The 16,720-nt window shown below is 71.9% G+C and carries 16 protein-coding genes; 12 read left to right on the top strand and 4 right to left on the bottom strand.

The window, feature by feature from the left end; genetic code table 11:
• Nucleotides 1–99 precede the first annotated feature (99 nt).
• The 4 genes from tig (at nt 100) to clpX (ending at nt 4,696) form a co-directional block, all read left to right on the top strand.
• Entirely contained in the window at nt 100–1,593 is a 1,494-nt protein-coding gene (tig, locus tag O2W17_RS02515; protein ID WP_269190816.1) for a trigger factor, read from the top strand.
• A 247-nt stretch (nt 1,594–1,840) separates the two neighbouring features.
• Nucleotides 1,841–2,479: an ATP-dependent Clp protease proteolytic subunit gene (locus O2W17_RS02510; protein ID WP_442864491.1), complete on the top strand. Its 639-nt coding sequence runs from the start codon at nt 1,841–1,843 to the stop codon at nt 2,477–2,479.
• 20 nt (nt 2,480–2,499) lie between these two features.
• A complete protein-coding gene (locus O2W17_RS02505) occupies nt 2,500–3,126 on the top strand; it encodes an ATP-dependent Clp protease proteolytic subunit (RefSeq protein ID WP_269190815.1) in 627 nt (208 codons plus the stop codon).
• A 295-nt stretch (nt 3,127–3,421) separates the two neighbouring features.
• Complete coding sequence (clpX, locus tag O2W17_RS02500; protein ID WP_269190814.1) at nt 3,422–4,696, top strand: ATP-dependent Clp protease ATP-binding subunit ClpX; 1,275 nt, start codon at nt 3,422–3,424, stop codon at nt 4,694–4,696.
• Between the two features lie 125 nt (nt 4,697–4,821).
• Here the strand turns inward: clpX and O2W17_RS02495 are convergent, their stop codons facing one another.
• On the bottom strand, nt 4,822–5,748 hold the full coding sequence (locus O2W17_RS02495) for a DUF559 domain-containing protein (protein WP_269190813.1): 927 nt from the start codon (nt 5,746–5,748) through the stop codon (nt 4,822–4,824).
• Nucleotides 5,749–5,926: 178 nt separating this feature from the next.
• Here O2W17_RS02495 and O2W17_RS02490 point away from each other — a divergent pair, with 178 nt between their 5' ends.
• Together O2W17_RS02490 and O2W17_RS02485 are read left to right on the top strand one after the other, a co-directional pair.
• On the top strand, nt 5,927–6,454 hold the full coding sequence (locus O2W17_RS02490) for a DUF1697 domain-containing protein (RefSeq protein WP_269190812.1): 528 nt from the start codon (nt 5,927–5,929) through the stop codon (nt 6,452–6,454).
• Nucleotides 6,455–6,487: 33 nt separating this feature from the next.
• The gene (locus tag O2W17_RS02485; protein WP_269190811.1) at nt 6,488–7,414 is read left to right on the top strand and encodes an oxygenase MpaB family protein; all 927 of its coding nucleotides are present in this window, start codon (nt 6,488–6,490) and stop codon (nt 7,412–7,414) included.
• Nucleotides 7,415–7,457: 43 nt separating this feature from the next.
• Here O2W17_RS02485 and valS read toward each other — a convergent pair whose 3' ends face one another.
• A complete protein-coding gene (gene valS, locus O2W17_RS02480) occupies nt 7,458–10,043 on the bottom strand; it encodes a valine--tRNA ligase (RefSeq protein WP_269190810.1) in 2,586 nt (861 codons plus the stop codon).
• A gap of 81 nt (nt 10,044–10,124) precedes the next feature.
• Here valS and O2W17_RS02475 point away from each other — a divergent pair, with 81 nt between their 5' ends.
• The 4 genes from O2W17_RS02475 to ndk are packed head-to-tail and all read left to right on the top strand — an operon-like array spanning nt 10,125 to nt 12,780.
• Nucleotides 10,125–10,580, top strand: coding sequence for a YccF domain-containing protein (locus O2W17_RS02475; RefSeq protein WP_269190809.1), 456 nt, complete (start codon nt 10,125–10,127; stop codon nt 10,578–10,580).
• Between the two features lie 21 nt (nt 10,581–10,601).
• A complete protein-coding gene (locus tag O2W17_RS02470) occupies nt 10,602–11,957 on the top strand; it encodes a bifunctional folylpolyglutamate synthase/dihydrofolate synthase (protein ID WP_269190808.1) in 1,356 nt (451 codons plus the stop codon).
• Nucleotides 11,954–12,358 (top strand): DUF4233 domain-containing protein, encoded by a 405-nt coding sequence (locus O2W17_RS02465; protein ID WP_269190807.1) that lies wholly within the window; start codon nt 11,954–11,956, stop codon nt 12,356–12,358. Before O2W17_RS02470 ends, O2W17_RS02465 begins: the two co-directional genes overlap by 4 nt.
• An 11-nt stretch (nt 12,359–12,369) precedes the next feature.
• A complete protein-coding gene (gene ndk, locus O2W17_RS02460; RefSeq protein ID WP_269190806.1) occupies nt 12,370–12,780 on the top strand; it encodes a nucleoside-diphosphate kinase in 411 nt (136 codons plus the stop codon).
• A gap of 76 nt (nt 12,781–12,856) precedes the next feature.
• Here ndk and O2W17_RS02455 read toward each other — a convergent pair whose 3' ends face one another.
• Together O2W17_RS02455 and O2W17_RS02450 are read right to left on the bottom strand one after the other, a co-directional pair.
• Entirely contained in the window at nt 12,857–13,363 is a 507-nt protein-coding gene (locus tag O2W17_RS02455) for a hypothetical protein (RefSeq protein ID WP_269190805.1), read from the bottom strand.
• Complete coding sequence (locus O2W17_RS02450; protein ID WP_269190804.1) at nt 13,360–13,626, bottom strand: helix-turn-helix transcriptional regulator; 267 nt, start codon at nt 13,624–13,626, stop codon at nt 13,360–13,362. Before O2W17_RS02450 ends, O2W17_RS02455 begins: the two co-directional genes overlap by 4 nt.
• Before the next feature lie 162 nt (nt 13,627–13,788).
• Here O2W17_RS02450 and O2W17_RS02445 point away from each other — a divergent pair, with 162 nt between their 5' ends.
• Both O2W17_RS02445 and O2W17_RS02440 read left to right on the top strand, forming a co-directional pair.
• Nucleotides 13,789–15,711, top strand: coding sequence for a TIGR03960 family B12-binding radical SAM protein (locus O2W17_RS02445; protein WP_269190803.1), 1,923 nt, complete (start codon nt 13,789–13,791; stop codon nt 15,709–15,711).
• Complete coding sequence (locus O2W17_RS02440; RefSeq protein WP_269190802.1) at nt 15,711–16,478, top strand: TIGR03936 family radical SAM-associated protein; 768 nt, start codon at nt 15,711–15,713, stop codon at nt 16,476–16,478. The genes O2W17_RS02445 and O2W17_RS02440 overlap by 1 nt, the downstream gene beginning before the upstream one ends.
• Nucleotides 16,479–16,720 lie beyond the last annotated feature (242 nt).

Here is a 16,720-nt window from a genome sequence, read left to right as displayed (position 1 = left end):
CGCGCATGCCCCCGACGTCTCTAGACTCGGGGGTCGACCCGGCGTCACCGGACCCGCGGGCGCCTGCAAACCGCTGTCTTACCGAGGAGCACTGCCGCTGTGAAGAGCACCATCGAGGAACTGGGCCCCACGCGGGTCCGGCTGGCGATCGAGGTGCCCTGGGGGGACCTGGACCACGCTTTCGGTGAGGTCTACAAGGAGCTGGGCAAGCAGGTCCGGGTCCCCGGGTTCCGCCCCGGCAAGGTGCCCAACCGGGTGCTCGACCAGCGCATCGGCCGGCCCGTCGTCCTGGAGCAGGTCGTCCAGCACGCGATCCCCGAGGTCTACTCGGAGGTCATCCGCGAGAACCAGGTGCGCGTGCTCGGCCAGCCCGACATCGAGGTCACCCGCCTCGACGACAACGACACCCTCGCCTTCACCGCCGAGGTCGACGTCGCCCCGCAGCTCGAGCTGCCGGAGCTGGACTCCCTGGCCGTGACCGTCGACGACGTCGAGGTCACCGACGAGGAGATCGACCAGCAGGTCACGGTCATGCGCGAGCGCTTCTCGATGCTGACCGGCGTCGAGCGGGCCGCCCAGGACGGCGACTTCGTCTCCATCGACCTCGAGGCCAAGCTCGACGGCAAGGTCCTGGAGGACGGCTCGACCACCGGCATGTCCTACGAGGTGGGCTCCGGCAACCTCATGGAGGGCCTCGACGACGCCGTCCGCGGGCTGTCGGCCGACGAGTCGAAGTCCTTCCAGACCGCGCTGCTCTCGGGCCCCGACGCCGGCTCGCAGGCCGACGTCACCGTCACCGTCCGCTCGGTGAAGGAGAAGGAGCTGCCCGAGCTGGACGACGAGTTCGCCCAGACCGCCAGCGAGTTCGACACCCTCGACGAGCTGCGCGAGGACGTCCGCACCCGGCTGGCCCGCTCCAAGGTGATCCAGCAGGGCGCGCAGGCGCGCGACAAGCTGGTCGAGCACCTCATCGAGACCGTCGAGGTGCCGATCCCGGAGAACCTCGTCGACCGCGAGGTCGAGTGGCGCAACCAGGCCTTCGAGCGCGAGCTCGCGCAGGCCGGCATGGACTGGAACGCCTTCCTGCAGATGTCGGGCGTCGAGAACCGCGAGGAGTACGACGCCGAGCAGAAGAAGAACGTCGAGGAGGCGGTCAAGACGCAGTTCATCCTCGACGCGATTGCCGACGCCCGTGAGGTCACCGTCGCCAACGACGACCTCTCGGCGCAGATCATGGCGCAGGCCCAGCGCAACCGGATGAGCCCGGAGCAGTTCGCCCAGCAGCTGCAGCAGAGCGGCAACATCGCCGAGTTCGTCGCCGACGTCCGCCGCACCAAGACGCTGGCCCAGCTGCTCGAGCAGACGACGATCACCGACGCGTCGGGCAACCCGGTCGACCTCGAGGCCCTGCGCCCGAAGACGGTGCAGGCGTCGGCCGGCGACGAGTCCGCCTCCGAGGACAGCACCGAGGCCGCCGCGGAGGACGGCACGCAGGCCGCCCCGGCCGCGGGTGAGGACATCGGCGTCAAGGCCGTCACGACCGAGGCCGCCGAGGGCGCGACCGAGAACACCGAGGACGTCGACAAGGTCTGATCCGCGGGTCCAACCACCGCCGACGCCGTCCTCCCCGACCGGGGAGGGCGGCGTCGTCGCGTACCGGACCCCGGCGCTGCGCCGACGGCGAACACCGGCCCGACGGGGAGTGTCCCGTCGGAGGTCCGCGTTAGGGTCGACAGGACTCAGGCGATCGCCGGGGGACCCCACCCCCGGAGGGCCGTTCCGGGCCCGCACCACCCCGAGACCCACTGCCACGACGCGTCCTACGGAGGTCACCGCACCCGTGAGCACCACCGACCCGATCCTGGCGAGCGCACCCATGATGCGTGGCGCCAGCGGCATGATGAACCTCGGCGACTCGGTCTACGAGCGCCTGCTGCGCGAGCGGATCATCTTCCTGGGCACCCAGGTCGACGACGTCATCGCCAACCAGCTGGCCGCCCAGATGCTGCTGCTGTCCGCCGAGGACCCCAAGCAGGACATCCACCTCTACATCAACTCGCCCGGCGGCTCGGTCAGCGCCGGCATGGCCATCTACGACACGATGCAGTTCATCGACTGCGACGTCGCCACCTACGGGATGGGCCTGGCCGCGTCGATGGGCCAGTTCCTGCTGACGGCGGGCACCAAGGGCAAGCGCTACGCCCTGCCGCACGCGCGGATCATGATGCACCAGCCTTCGGCCGGCGTCGGTGGCACGGCGGCGGACATCGCCATCCAGGCCGACCTCTTCCGCCGCACGAAGAAGGAGCTCAACGAGCTGCAGTCCTTCCACACCGGGCAGAGCATCGAGCAGATCGACAAGGACTCCGACCGCGACCGTTGGTTCACCGCGCAGGAGGCCCTCGAGTACGGCTTCGTCGACCACGTGGTGAGCAAGGCGGCCATGACCGACAGCGCCAACCCGGTCTCCGACAACTGAGCGCGCGAGGACACAGACAGATGAGCTTCGAGATGCCCTCCAGCCGGTACATCCTGCCCTCCTTCGTGGAGCGCACGAGCTACGGCATGAAGGAGTCCAACCCCTACAACAAGCTCTTCGAGGAACGCATCATCTTCCTCGGGGTGCAGATCGACGACGCGTCGGCCAACGACGTGATGGCGCAGCTCATCACGCTCGAGTCCGCCGACCCGGACCGCGACATCACCATCTACATCAACTCGCCCGGTGGCTCGTTCACCTCGCTGATGGCCATCTACGACACGATGATGTTCGTCCGGCCCGACATCCAGACCGTGGTGATGGGCCAGGCGGCCTCGGCCGCCGCCGTCCTCCTCGCGGCCGGGACGCCGGGGAAGCGCCTGGCGCTGCCGTACTCCCGCGTGCTGATCCACCAGCCGTCCGGCGAGGCCGGCGGTCAGGTCACCGACCTGGAGATCCACGCCGCCGAGATCGAGCGGGTGCGCGTGCAGATGGAGGAGATCCTGGCCCGGCACACCGGCCGGTCCCAGGAGCAGATTCGCAGCGACATCGACCGGGACAAGATCCTGACGGCCGCCCAGGCCAAGGAGTACGGGATCGTCGACCAGGTCATCCAGAGCCGCAAGCTCAACGCCCTCTCGTCCTGATTCGGTACGGGTCGGAGGCGCGCGGGACGCGTGTTCGGCCCGTACCGTCGGGGGTCTGAGGGCATGGCGGGACAGAAGTGGGACCGCCGGCGTACCGGGTGAGTCATTGCCCGGCCTCGCCGGAGGTGGCGGGTACGTTCGGTGAACGCCCGATCCCCGGCCGGAAGCGCCGGGAGGAGAGCCTCGCGGGACAGCCTGTCAGCGGGGACGAGCAGGGGCAGAAGACAAGCAAGCAGGGTCCAACCCGCGGGTACCTGACACCAGGACCGGCGACTGTCGAGGTGGAGGTCAGCAGGTGGCACGAATCGGTGAGAGCGGTGATCTGCTCAAGTGCTCGTTCTGCGGCAAGAGCCAGAAGCAGGTCAAGAAGCTCATCGCTGGCCCCGGGGTCTACATCTGCGACGAGTGCATCGACCTCTGCAACGAGATCATCGAGGAAGAACTCTCCGAGTCGTCGGACCTGAAGTTCGACGAGCTGCCCAAGCCCAAGGAGATCCACGACTTCCTCGACCAGTACGTCATCGGTCAGGACAAGGCCAAGCGGACGCTCTCGGTCGCGGTCTACAACCACTACAAGCGGATCCAGGCCGGTGGTGACCGCGCCAACCGCGAGGACGCCGTCGAGCTGGCGAAGTCCAACATCCTGCTGATCGGCCCCACCGGCTGCGGGAAGACCCACCTGGCGCAGACGCTGGCCCGGATGCTGAACGTCCCGTTCGCCATCGCCGACGCCACCGCCCTCACCGAGGCCGGCTACGTGGGTGAGGACGTCGAGAACATCCTCCTCAAGCTGATCCAGGCCGCCGACTACGACGTCAAGCGGGCCGAGACCGGCATCATCTACATCGACGAGGTCGACAAGATCGCCCGCAAGAGCGAGAACCCGTCGATCACCCGCGACGTCTCCGGCGAGGGCGTGCAGCAGGCGCTGCTGAAGATCCTCGAGGGGACGACGGCGTCGGTGCCGCCGCAGGGTGGCCGCAAGCACCCGCACCAGGAGTTCATCCAGATCGACACGACGAACGTGCTGTTCATCGTGGGTGGTGCCTTCGCCGGCCTGGAGCAGGTCATCGAAGCGCGCGCCGGCAAGCAGGGCATCGGCTTCGCCGGCGAGATCCGCGGCAAGCAGGAGATCGAGGACGCCAACGCGTTCGCCGAGGTCATGCCCGAGGACCTGCTGAAGTTCGGCATGATCCCGGAGTTCATCGGCCGGCTCCCGGTGATCACCAGCGTCCGCAAGCTGGACCGTCAGGCGCTGATCAACATCCTGACCCAGCCGAAGAACGCCTTGGTCCGCCAGTACCGGAAGCTCTTCGAGCTCGACGGGGTGGAGCTGGAGTTCACCGACGACGCGCTCGAGTCGGTCGCCGACCAGGCGATCCTCCGCGGCACCGGTGCCCGCGGGCTCCGCGCGATCATGGAGGAGGTGCTCCAGTCGGTCATGTACGACATCCCCAGCCGTGAGGACGTCGCCTCCGTGGTGATCACCAAGGAGGTCGTGCTGGAGCACGTCAACCCGACCATCGTGCCGCGCAAGCCCACCCGCGCCCCCCGCGAGAAGTCGGCCTGACCTCCCGCTGATTCGTCTGCGAGCCCGTCCCCGATCCCGGGGGCGGGCTCGCTGCGTTGTCCGGGTCGTTCCGGGACCGTTCCCGGACGTGCCCGAGGCGATGACCCTGCCGAGGACGTTCGCGCTCACCGAATGTCCTCCCAGGGGACAACGCCGAGACGGCGGCGGTAGATGCCCGCGATCTGGGCGCGGCAGCCCGCCGGATCCGACGTCGCCCGTCGGTAGCTGAAGCGCAGCGTCTGCCAACCCAGCACGGCCAGTGCGGCGTCTCGGCGCAGGTCCCGTTCCCGCGCCTCCTCCGAGCCGTGGAAGGCAGCACCGTCCAGCTCGACCGCCAGCCTCACCTCGGGCCAGGCGGCATCGAGGAGGACGGGCCCGTCGGGCAGGTGCACCCGGTGCTGGCGCCGGCACTCAGGCAGCCCCGGAACGGTGAGGATCTGCTGGAGGCCGAAGATCTCCAGCTCGCTGTGGCTCCCGCCGGCGACGAGCCCCAGCAGTTCGTCCAGCGCGGCCCGACCGGGCAGATTGGGGCGGCGGTCCAGTTCGGCCGCCACCTGGGTCGGCCGAACGCACCGTCGCTGCACCGCACGCAGCACCGCTGCCCGGGCCAGGCCGGGAGAGACGCGCATCGCTGTTCGGCGGTACGCGTCGCCCCAGGTGTCGACCAGGGCCCGGCTCACCGGCGTCGTCACCAGCCCTCGCGCCGTGGTCAGCCCGGATGGCAGCCGGCTCCGGTGCACGCGCAGCCAGCGTGACGAGCGCACCCGCGACCCGGACGGCACCGTGACGTCCAGCCGGGTGTACTCCTCCGCGAGGCCGTGGACGGCCAGCGCGCTCCAGTGGCTGAGCGGCCCTCCGCAGTAGGAGGCGGCTGCCTGGGCGCGCACCGCCCAGTCGTCGACGAGTTCGGGCACCGTGACCCAGCCGGGGTGCAGTTGCACGAGGCGCCCACCGGCGAGCCAGCGCCCGATGGTCCGGGGTGCGACGGACCGCGACAGGGCCGCCGTGGACGACACACGGGTGGGACCGAGCAGGTCGAGGACGTCGTGCACGGCCACAGCGTGCGGGGCGCGCGGCCCACGTCGGGACCGAACGGCTCGAGCTGTGGACAGCGGTGCAGGCGTTGTCCCGGGCGCCGACATCCCGCCGGGCCGAATGGCGTGGTGGGGGACGACGTTCCCGGTGGTGAACGGCTTGGGATCGGCGCACGGCGGCGCTAGCGTCCACGGGGTGACGCGGTACGTGGCCCTGCTGCGGGCGGTCAACCTGGGCGCCACCCGCCGGGTCTCCATGCCGCGGCTGCGCGAGGTCCTCGCTGAACGCGGGTACGGCGACGTCCGCACCCACCTCGCCAGCGGCAACGTGCTGCTCGAGAGCCCGTTGCCCGAGGCAGAACTCGCTGCCGACCTGACCGCGGCCATCGCCGAGCACTTCGCGCTCGATGTCCCCGTCGTCATCCGGACGGCGGAGGAGCTGGCCGACGTGCTGGTCGCCGACCCGCTCGGTCACGTGGCCACGAACCCGGCCCGCTACTCGGTCACCTTCCACGCCGAGCCGCTGGACCCCGAGCGCGTGGCGGCGCTCCCGGCGGCCGAGAGCGGGGAGTACGTCGTGCGCGGCCGCGAGGTCTACGTCTGGCTGCCTGACGGCCTGCAGAGCGACCGCGGGGCCGAGCGCACCTGGGCGCAGCTGCTCGGCGCCACGGGCACCAACCGCAACTGGAACACCGTCCGGAAGCTGGTCGAGCTCACCCGCTGACCGAGCCCGGCGCCGCGTGGCACATTCGGGGGCGTGCGCGCCCTCACCTCCCTGCCCGAACAGGCGCGGGAGGCCTTCCGGGCCCGCGTCTCCGGTGATCCGACCGGCGCTCCGGACTGGGTGCGCGACATCGCCCGCGTCGGCACCGGCCCCGGCTGGTTCGAGCCCGACGGCGTCGTCTGGCGGGTGCACGGCGACCTCTCCACGCTGGTCGGCGGCGTCGCGGCGCTGCTGGGCCAGGGTGCGCACCCGCTCGCGCTGGCCGGGGTGCAGCGGCACTCGGCCTACCGCGAGGATCCCTGGAAGCGGCTGGCCGGGACCGCCCGGTGGCTGGTGGTCAGCACCTTCGGCTCGGCGGAGCTGGCCGAGCGGGAGGCAGCGCGGGTCCGGGGCATGCACACGCGGGTCCGCGGCCGGGTCGGAGGCACCACCTACTCGGCGTCCGACCCGGCGCTGCTGCGCTGGGTGCACCTTGCCTTCACCGACGCCTTCCTCGCCGCCCAGCAGGCGGTCGGCAGCGACCTCCACAGGCGGTTCGGCCGCGGCTGGCCCGACACCTACGTGGGGGAGTGGGCCCGGGCTGCGGCCGAACTGGGTGCCACCGACCTGCCGACGACGGCCGCCGAACTGGCCGAGGCGCTCGCCGCGCACGGTCCCGAGCTGCGGCCCGTCCCCGGCCACCTCCGCGAGTTCCTCGCCGCCCCGCCCGGCCTGAGCGCCCCGGAGCGGGTGGTCTACCGCGGGCTGTCGGGCGCCGCGGCGTACGTGGTCTCGCCGTCGATCGCGGGGTGTGCCGGGGTCCCCGGGCGGGGTCGCGGCGGCGCGGCGCAGCTCGCCGTGACCCGCGCCCAGCTGCGGGCGCTGCGCCTGGCGCTCGGCCCGTTCAGCCCGTCGGAGGAGGCGGCGCGCTGGCGGCTGGGCATGGGGCCCGCTCCCGCATGGGCCATCGACGCCGCCTGACACCACCCGGGGTCGGGTTCGCCCGACCCCGGGCTCCGGGCGCTCAGCTCTCGGCCGCCTCCGCCAGGACGACGTCGACGCGCAGCGGGCCCTCGCCGACCACCACGGTCAGCGACTGGATCCGGCCGGCGTCCACCAGGTCACCCCGGGCGGCCTCGACCGCAGCCAGCCGCGCCTCCGGCACGGTCACCGTCGTCGACGCGACGTCGGTGCGCATCGAGGTCTTCGCGTCGGACTTCGCCTTGCGGACCAGCGACAGGACCTCGGCCGCCGCCGTCACCACGGCCGGGTCGCCACCGGCGGGCAGCTCCGTCGCGGTCGGCCACGGCGCCCGGTGCACCGACCCGGTCTGCCACCAGGACCAGACCTCCTCGGTGACGAACGGCAGCACCGGGGCGAACAGCCGCAGCTGCACCGACAGCGCCAGGGCCAGGGTGGCCTGGGCCGAAGCGGCGCCGTCGCCGGTGCCGTAGGCGCGGGTCTTCACCAGCTCCACGTAGTCGTCGCAGAACGACCAGAAGAACGTCTCGGCGACCTCGAGGGCCCGGGTGTAGTTGTAGGCCTCCATCGCCGCGGTCGCCTCGTCGACGACCTGGGCCAGCGAGGCGAGCAGCCCGCGGTCGATGGGCTCGGTCACGGCCGCCGCCGACAGGTCGGTCGAGGCGCCCAGCCCGAGCACGAACTTGCCGATGTTGAGCACCTTCATGGCCAGCCGCCGGCCGACCTTCATCTGCGCCTCGTCGAACGGCGAGTCCGCCCCCGGTCGCGCGCCGGCCGCGCGCCAGCGGACGGCGTCGGTGCCGTACCGCTCCAGGACGTCGATCGGCGTCGTCGCGTTGCCCTTGGACTTCGACATCTTCTTGCGGTCGGGGTCGACCACGAAGCCGGAGATGGTGGCGTGGGTCCAGGGCACCGCACCGTGCTCGAAGTGCGCGCGGACGACCGTGGAGAACAGCCAGGTGCGGATGATGTCGTGCGCCTGCGGCCGCTGGTCCATCGGGAAGACCTTGGCGAACAGCTCCGGGTCGGTGTCCCAGCCCGACGCCACCTGCGGCGAGAGCGACGACGTCGCCCAGGTGTCCATGATGTCGGGGTCGGCCATGAAGCCGCCCGGCTTCCCCCGCTGCGACTCGTCGAAGCCCGGGGGCACCTCGGACGACGGGTCGATCGGCAGGGACGCCTCGTCGGCCAGGATCGGCTCGTCGTGGACCGGCTCACCGGCCTCGTCGAGCCGGTACCAGACCGGGAACGGGACGCCGAAGAAGCGCTGGCGGCTGATCAGCCAGTCGCCGTTGAGGCCCTCGACCCAGTTGTCGTAGCGGTGCCGCATGTGCTCGGGCACCCACTGGATCTCCCGGCCCCGGGCGACGAGGGCGTCGCGCAGGTCGGCGTCCCGGCCGCCGTTGCGGATGTACCACTGCCGGGTGGTGACGATCTCGAGGGGCCGCTCGCCCTTCTCGTAGAACTTCACCGGGTGGGTGATCGGCTTCGGGTCGCCCTGCAGGTCGCCGGACTCGCGGAGCAGCTCGACGATGCGGGCCTGCGCGCTGAACACGGTCTTGCCGGCCAGCTCGTCGTAGGGGTGCATCGGGACGTCGGCCGGCGGGTCGGCCAGCAGCCGGCCGTCCCAGCCGACGATCGCCCGGGTGGGCAGCTGCAGCTCGCGCCACCAGGTGACGTCGTTGAGGTCGCCGAAGGTGCAGATCATCGCGATGCCGGAGCCCTTGTCGGGCTCGGCCAGCCGGTGCGCCACGACCGGCACCTCGACGCCGAACAGCGGCGTCGTGACCGTCTTCCCGAACAGCGGCTGGTAGCGCGCGTCGTCGGGGTGGGCGACCAGCGCGACGCACGCCGGGATCAGCTCGGGCCGCGTCGTCTCGATGAACACCGGGCCCTCGGGGCCGGCGAAGGCGATCCGGTGGTAGGCGCCGGGGCGCTCCCGGTCCTCGAGCTCGGCCTGGGCGACGGCGGTGCGGAAGGTGACGTCCCAGAGGGTCGGTGCCTCCTGCGCGTAGGCCTCACCGCGGGCCAGGTTGTGCAGGAACATCCGCTGCGCGGTGGCCCGCGAGGTCTCCGAGATCGTCCGGTAGACGTTCGACCAGTCCACCGACAGGCCGACGCGGCGCCACAGCTTCTCGAACTCCGCCTCGTCGTCCTCGGTCAGCCGCATGCACAGCTCGACGAAGTTGCGTCGCGAGATGGGCAGCTGGTTCTTCTCCGGCTTGGCCGGCGGCTCGAACGACGGGTCGTAGGGGAGCGACGGGTCGCAGCGCACGCCGTAGTAGTTCTGCACCCGGCGCTCGGTGGGCAGGCCGTTGTCGTCCCAGCCCATCGGGTAGAAGACGTGCCGGCCACGCATCCGCTGGTAGCGGGCGACGAAGTCGGTGTGGGTGTAGCTGAAGACGTGGCCCACGTGCAGCGAGCCGCTGGCGGTCGGCGGCGGGGTGTCGATCGACCAGATCTGCTCGCGCGGCGCCTGCAGCGCGGCCTCGCGGTCGAAGCCGTAGGTGTCCTCGGACGCCCAGCGGGCGACCCACTTCTCCTCGAGGCCGTCGATCGACGGCTTCTCCGGTACGCCGACGGTCGCAGCCTGGGCAGCGGTGTCCGGGGTCGCGGTGTCGGGAACCATGCCGCCCATCCTAGGAAGGCGCGACAACGTGGTTCCGCGCACGCCGGGGAACCGTGCGCCCGCGTCGTCCGTCAGCCTGGGGTGGACACGCTGCGCCTGCTGCTCAACCTGGTCTGGCTCGTGCTGCAGGGCTGGATCCTCGCGCTCGCCTACCTGCTGGCCGGCGTCCTGGCCTGCCTGCTGGTCGTGACCATCCCGTTCGGCATCGCCTCGTTCCGGCTGGCGGCCTTCGTCGTCTGGCCGTTCGGGCGGACGACGGTGCGCGCGCCGGGTGCCGGTGTCGCGTCGGCGGTCGGCAACCTGCTCTGGTTCCTCGTCGCCGGCTGGTGGCTCGCGGTCATCCACGTGGTCGCGGGCATCGGCTTCTGCCTCACGATCATCGGCATCCCGTTCGGTGTGGCCTCGTTCAAGCTGGCCGCCGTGGGCCTCTTCCCGTTGGGCAAGCGGGTGGTGGAGACCGCTCCGCCGCGGGACTGGATGCACGCGGGCGGCGGCGTGGTCCAGGGAGCGCCCCGACGGCGCGCCGGGGCGTACTGAGCAACTGGCATCCTGAGCAGGATGAGCAACGGCAGCACCGGTGACATGGCCCGGGTCGAGAACGAGCTGCTGGCCCGCTGGCCGGAGAGCCGCCTGGAGCCCTCGCTCACCCGCATCAGCGCCCTCGTGGACCTGCTCGGATCGCCCCACCGGGCCGCCCCGGTCATCCAGGTGGCGGGCACCAATGGCAAGACGACGACGGCGCGGATGATCGACGAGCTGCTGCGCGGCTTCGGCCTGCGGGTCGGCCGCTTCACCAGCCCGCACCTGCAGTCGATCCGGGAGCGGATCGTGCTCGACGGCGAGCCGGTGAGCGCCGAGCGCTTCGTCGAGACCTACGACGACATCGCGCCCTACGTGCAGATGGTCGACGCCGCCGGCGAGATCCCGATGAGCTTCTTCGAGGTCATGGTCGGCATGGCCTACGCGTTCTTCGCCGACGCGCCGGTCGACGTCGCGGTGATCGAGGTCGGCATGGGCGGGACGTGGGACGCCACGAACGTCGCCGACGCGCGGGTCGCCGTCGTCACGCCGGTCGCCCTGGACCACGCCGAGTACCTCGGCCCCGACGTCGGCACGATCGCCGGCGAGAAGGCCGGGATCATCACTGCCGACGCGATCGCCGTCCTCGCCCACCAGGAGCCGGCCGCGCTCGACGCGCTGGTCCGCCGCGCCGTCGAGGTCGACGCCGTCGTCGCTCGCGAGGGCACCGAGTTCGGCGTGCTGGAGCGGAAGGTCGCCGTCGGCGGGCAGCAGGTCCGGCTGCAGGGCCTGGGTGGCGAGTACGAGGAGATCTTCCTGCCGCTGTTCGGCGCCCACCAGGCGCAGAACGCGGTGACGGCGCTGGCCGCGGTCGAGGCATTCCTCGGCGCGGGCGCCGCCACCGGGCCGATCGAGCAGGAGACCGTCCGCGCCGCGTTCGCCGCGGTCCGCTCGCCCGGCCGGCTCGAGCGGCTCCGCACCAGCCCGACCGTGCTCGTCGACGCCGCGCACAACCCGGCCGGCATGACCGCGACCGTGGCGGCCCTCCGGGAGTCCTTCGACTTCACCCGCCTGGTCGGGGTGGTCGGCGTCGTGCACGGCAAGGACGTCGCCGGGATGCTCACCGCGCTGGAGGAGGTCTGCGCCGAGCTCGTCGTCACCCAGAACGGATCGCCGCGGGCGATGCCCGCCGACGAGCTGGGCGCCCTGGCCGTCGACGTCTTCGGCGCCGACCGGGTGAGCGTCTCGCCGCGCCTGGACGAGGCGATCAGCGAGGCGATCGAGCTCGCCGAGGCGGGCCCGGACGACGCCCTCGGCGGCTCCGGCGTGCTGGTCACCGGCAGCGTCGTCACCGCGGGCGAGGCGCGCTCCCTCCTCTCGCGGGGGTCGCGGTGACCGCGCCGGAACCACTGCGTGCGGCGAAGGCGCTGCGCGGGGCCGCCGCCGCGGTGCTGGTCCTGGAGGGCATCGCGGTCCTGTTCGTGCCGCGCGCCATCGCGCAGACCGAGGGCGGGCTCGGGAGCCGGCTGTGGGTGCTGCTCGGGCTCGCCGTCGTCCTCATCCTGGCCAGCGGCATCCAGCGCCGGGAGCGCGGCCTGCTCATCGGCACGGCGCTGCAGGTGCCCCTGCTGCTCACCGGCCTGTACACGAACGCCATGTGGTTCGTGGGCGGCGCCTTCCTGCTCATCTGGGCCTATCTCCTGCAGGTCCGCAAGCAGTTGCTCGGCACCGCCTTCGGACCCGTGGAGGAGCCGGACCCGGCCGACGGCGGGAGCGGCCCCGCGCCCACCCCGTAGGCTGCCGCCCCGTGACCGAACGCACTCTCGTCCTCGTCAAGCCCGACGGCGTCTCCCGCGGCCTGGTCGGCGAGGTGATCACGCGGCTCGAGCGCAAGGGCCTGCGCCTGGTCGCCGCCGAACTGCGCACGCTCGACCGCGAGACCGCCGAGACCCACTACGCCGAGCACCGCGAGCGGCCGTTCTTCGCCGACCTGGTCGAGTTCATCACCGGCGGCCCGCTCATGGCGCTGGTCGTCGAGGGGCCGCGCGCCATCGAGGCGTTCCGCGCTCTGGCCGGCGCCACCGACCCGGTGAAGGCCGGCCCCGGCACCATCCGCGGCGACTTCGCCCTCGAGGTGCAGAACAACATCGTGCACGGCTCGGACTCGCCGGAGTCGGCCGCGCGCGAGGTGAAGCTCTTCTTCCCCGACCTGGGCTGACCTCCCGGGCAAAGGAAGCTATGCCTACGGGATCGGCGCCGAAACCGTAGGCATAGCTTCCTTTGCCTGGAGCGGGTCAGAGGTCGGCGTCGGCCGGCTCCTCCGGGGCGGTCCAGGCCAGGTGCCAGTAGGTCAGCAGGCCGCTGGTGAACCAGAGCAGGAAGCCGAGGCAGAGCGCCAGCGCGACGTGCCCGGTCAGCGCGACGACGGCGACCGCACCCGTCCACGCCGCGAAGCTCAGCCCCATGCTCGGCCAGCCCATCGCGTTGTGCGACCGGTCGGCCAGCCGCTGCTGGTGCTCGTCCAGCGAACGGCTGTCCCGGTCGAAGACGCCGCGGATGCCCAGGTTGAGGACCGAGTGCAGCGGGATGAACCCGAGCATGCCGGCGGTCCAGGCGACGAAGTACCACGTCGTCCACCCCTCGCTCGTCGTGGCCGCGGCCAGCGTGACGGCGACCAGCGCGACGAGCAGCGCCGCCTCCGCCAGCACGGCACGGCGGCGGACCCGCCGGGACCGGGCCCAGTCGTAGCGGCCGTCGTCGAAGGTGCGGGCGAGGTAGGTCTGGTCGGGGGAGATGCTCATGACGTCCTCCTGAGGAGTTCCTCGCTGAGCGAGGGCAGCGGGTCGAGCGAGAACACCGCCTCGACCGGCAGGTCGAAGAAGCGGGCGATGCGCAGGGCCAGGGCCAGCGACGGGCTGTAGTCGCCGCGCTCCACGTAGCCGATCGTCTGCGGGTGGACGCCGACGGCGTCGGCGAGCTCCTTGCGGCTCACACCGCGGTCGGCCCGGAGCACCGCGATGCGGTCGTGGACCTTGTCCGCCTCGGATTTCGGCTGTCGTCCCATGCAACGAACCATAGCATTAATACAACGACTCGGGAGAGCGTCCGCCGTCCTGGCTCACCTGGTGTGGTCCTGGCTCACGGTCGGAGCTGAGCCAGGACCCGTAGTGATCAGGTCACCTGATCACCATGGGGTGGGCGTGCGGGCGGCTACCCTGGACCGGTCATGACTGGTGAGACTCTGTACCCCCGCCTCGAACCGCTGCTGGCCCAGATCCAGAAGCCGATCCAGTACGTCGGGGGTGAGCTCAACGCCCAGCTGAAGCCGTGGGAGTCCGTGGACGTCCACTGGGCGCTCATGTACCCCGACGCCTACGAGGTGGGCCTGCCCAACCAGGGCCTGATGATCCTGTACGAGGTGCTCAACGAGCGCCCCGACGCCCTGGCCGAGCGCACCTACGCCGTCTGGCCCGACCTCGCCGCGCTCATGCGCGAGCACGGCGTCGGCCAGTTCACCGTCGACGGCCACCGCGCCGTCCGGGACTTCGACCTGCTCGGCGTCAGCTTCGCCACCGAGCTCGGCTACACCAACCTGCTCGAGGCCCTCGACCTCGCCGGCGTCCCGATCCACGCCGTCGACCGCGACGAGACCCATCCGGTCGTCGTGGCCGGCGGGCACGCCGCGTTCAACCCCGAGCCGGTCAGCGACTTCGTCGACTGCGCCGTGCTGGGCGACGGCGAGCAGGCCGTCGGCGACATCACCGACGTCGTCAAGGCGTGGAAGGCGCAGGGGCGCCCCGGCGGCCGCGAGGAGCTGCTGGCCCGCCTCGCCCGCGTCGACGGCGTCTACGTGCCCCGCTTCTACGCCGTCTCCTACGGTCCCGACGGCACCATCGCCGCGGTCGCCCGCACCCGGGACGACGTCCCGGCGAAGGTCGGCAAGCGCACGGTGATGGACCTCGACGAGTGGCCCTACCCGAAGCAGCCGCTGGTGCCGCTCGCCGAGAGCGTGCACGAGCGGATGAGCGTGGAGATCTTCCGCGGCTGCACCCGCGGCTGCCGTTTCTGCCAGGCCGGCATGATCACCCGCCCGGTGCGCGAGCGGACCATCACCGGCATCGGATCGATGGTCGACGCCGGCCTCAAGGCGACCGGCTACGAGGAGGTCGGGCTGCTCAGCCTCTCCAGCGCCGACCACTCCGAGATCGGCCAGCTGGCCAAAGAGCTCGCCGACCGCTACGAGGGCACCAACACCGGCCTGAGCCTGCCCTCGACGCGCGTCGACGCCTTCAACGTCACGCTGGCCAACGAGCTGTCCCGCAACGGGCGGCGCAGCGGCCTGACGTTCGCCCCCGAGGGCGGCAGCGAGCGCATCCGCCGGGTCATCAACAAGACGGTGTCCAAGGAGGACCTCGTCCGCACGGTGACCACGGCCTACGCCAACGGCTGGACGCAGGTCAAGCTCTACTTCATGTGCGGTCTGCCCACCGAGACCGACGAGGACGTTCTGGAGATCGCCGAGCTGGCGGTCGAGGTGATCCGGGCCGGCCGCGAGGCCAGCGGCCGCAAGGACATCCGCTGCACCGTCTCCATCGGTGGCTTCGTGCCCAAGCCGCACACCCCCTTCCAGTGGGCGGCCCAGGCCAGCGCCGAGACCATCGACCACCGGCTGCGGGTGCTGCGGCAGGCGATCAACGCCGACCGCCGCATCGGCCGCTCCATCGGCCTGCGCTACCACGACGGCAAGCCGGGCGTCATCGAAGGCCTGCTGTCCCGCGGCGACCGCCGCGTGGGCCGGGTCATCGAGCGGGTCTGGCGCGAGGGCGGGAAGTTCGACGGCTGGAGCGAGCACTTCTCCTACGACCGGTGGACCCAGGCGGCCGCCGCGGAGCTCCCCGCGTTCGGCGTCGACCTCGACTGGTTCACCACCCGGGAGCGCACCGAGCACGAGGTCCTGCCCTGGGACCACCTGGACTCCGGGCTGGACAAGGAGTGGCTCTGGGAGGACTGGCAGGAAGCCCTCTCCGAGGAGGAGGTCGCCGACTGCCGGTGGACCCCCTGCTACGACTGCGGGGTCTGCCCGACGATGGGCACCGAGATCCAGATCGGGCCCACCGGCCGCAGCCTGATCCCGCTCACCGTCGTCTGATGGCCCGCCAGCCCGAGGGCCCGCCGCCGCCGCCCACCGTGCAGAAGCTGCGCATCCGCTACGCCAAGCGGGGCCGGCTCCGGTTCGCCTCCCACCGCGACCTGGCGCGTGCCCTGGAGCGGGCGCTGCGCCGGGCGCAGGTGCCCATGGCGTTTTCCGCCGGGTTCAGCCCGCACCCGAAGATCTCCTACATCGGCGCGGCGCCCACCGGGGCGGCCAGCGAGGCGGAGTACCTGGAGATCGGCGTCGCGATCCGCTGCGACCCCGACGCGGTGCGGGCTGCCTTGGACGCCGCCCTGCCGGACGACGTCGCCGTCCTGGAGGTCGTGGAGGCGCAGGAGGGGACCGGCTCGTTGGCCGAGCGGATCGACACCTCGGTGTGGCGGGTCGAGCTGCCCGGCGTCGCGCTCGCGGACCTGCAGCCGGCCGTGGAGAAGTTCCTCGCCAGCGAGGTCGTCACCGTCGCGAAGCGGACGAAGAACGGGCTCAAGGACATCGACGCACGCCCCGCCGTGGCCGGTGCATCGGCGTCCGGAGAGGCAGGTTGTGCCATACTGCACATGGTCGTCCGGCAGGTGACGCCCGCTGTACGACCCGACGACGTGTTGGCCGCCCTGGCTGCCGTCGCCGACCTGCGCCCGCCGTTGCCCCCCCGGGCCGTGCGTGAGGCGCAGGGCCGGCTCGACGACACCGGGACCGTGGCCGATCCGCTCGGACCCGACCGCGCGGCGCGCGCTCCCGTACCGGGAGAACACGCAGCGGTCTGACCGACGGAGCCTCCCGGGGCCCGCGCCGTCGCAGCGACACGGCTGCCAGACGTGACGCACCCGCTCCAGGTCACCCCGACCCGGACGACGCAGACCACCGCACCACCCGCACCACCGCAGTCCGGCGTCACCGGGCGCGGGCACCACCGCAGTCCGGCTCCCCGCCGCGGCAACCGTCGCGCGGGAGCCGCCCACAGACTTCGCAGGGCGAGCCAGTCCGCCGTACCCAGCGCGGCAGCCCG

It is taken from the genome of Blastococcus sp. VKM Ac-2987 (assembly GCF_026967805.1).
GTDB lineage: Bacteria > Actinomycetota > Actinomycetes > Mycobacteriales > Geodermatophilaceae > Blastococcus.
This window is presented reverse-complemented; position numbering and strand designations above follow the sequence as displayed.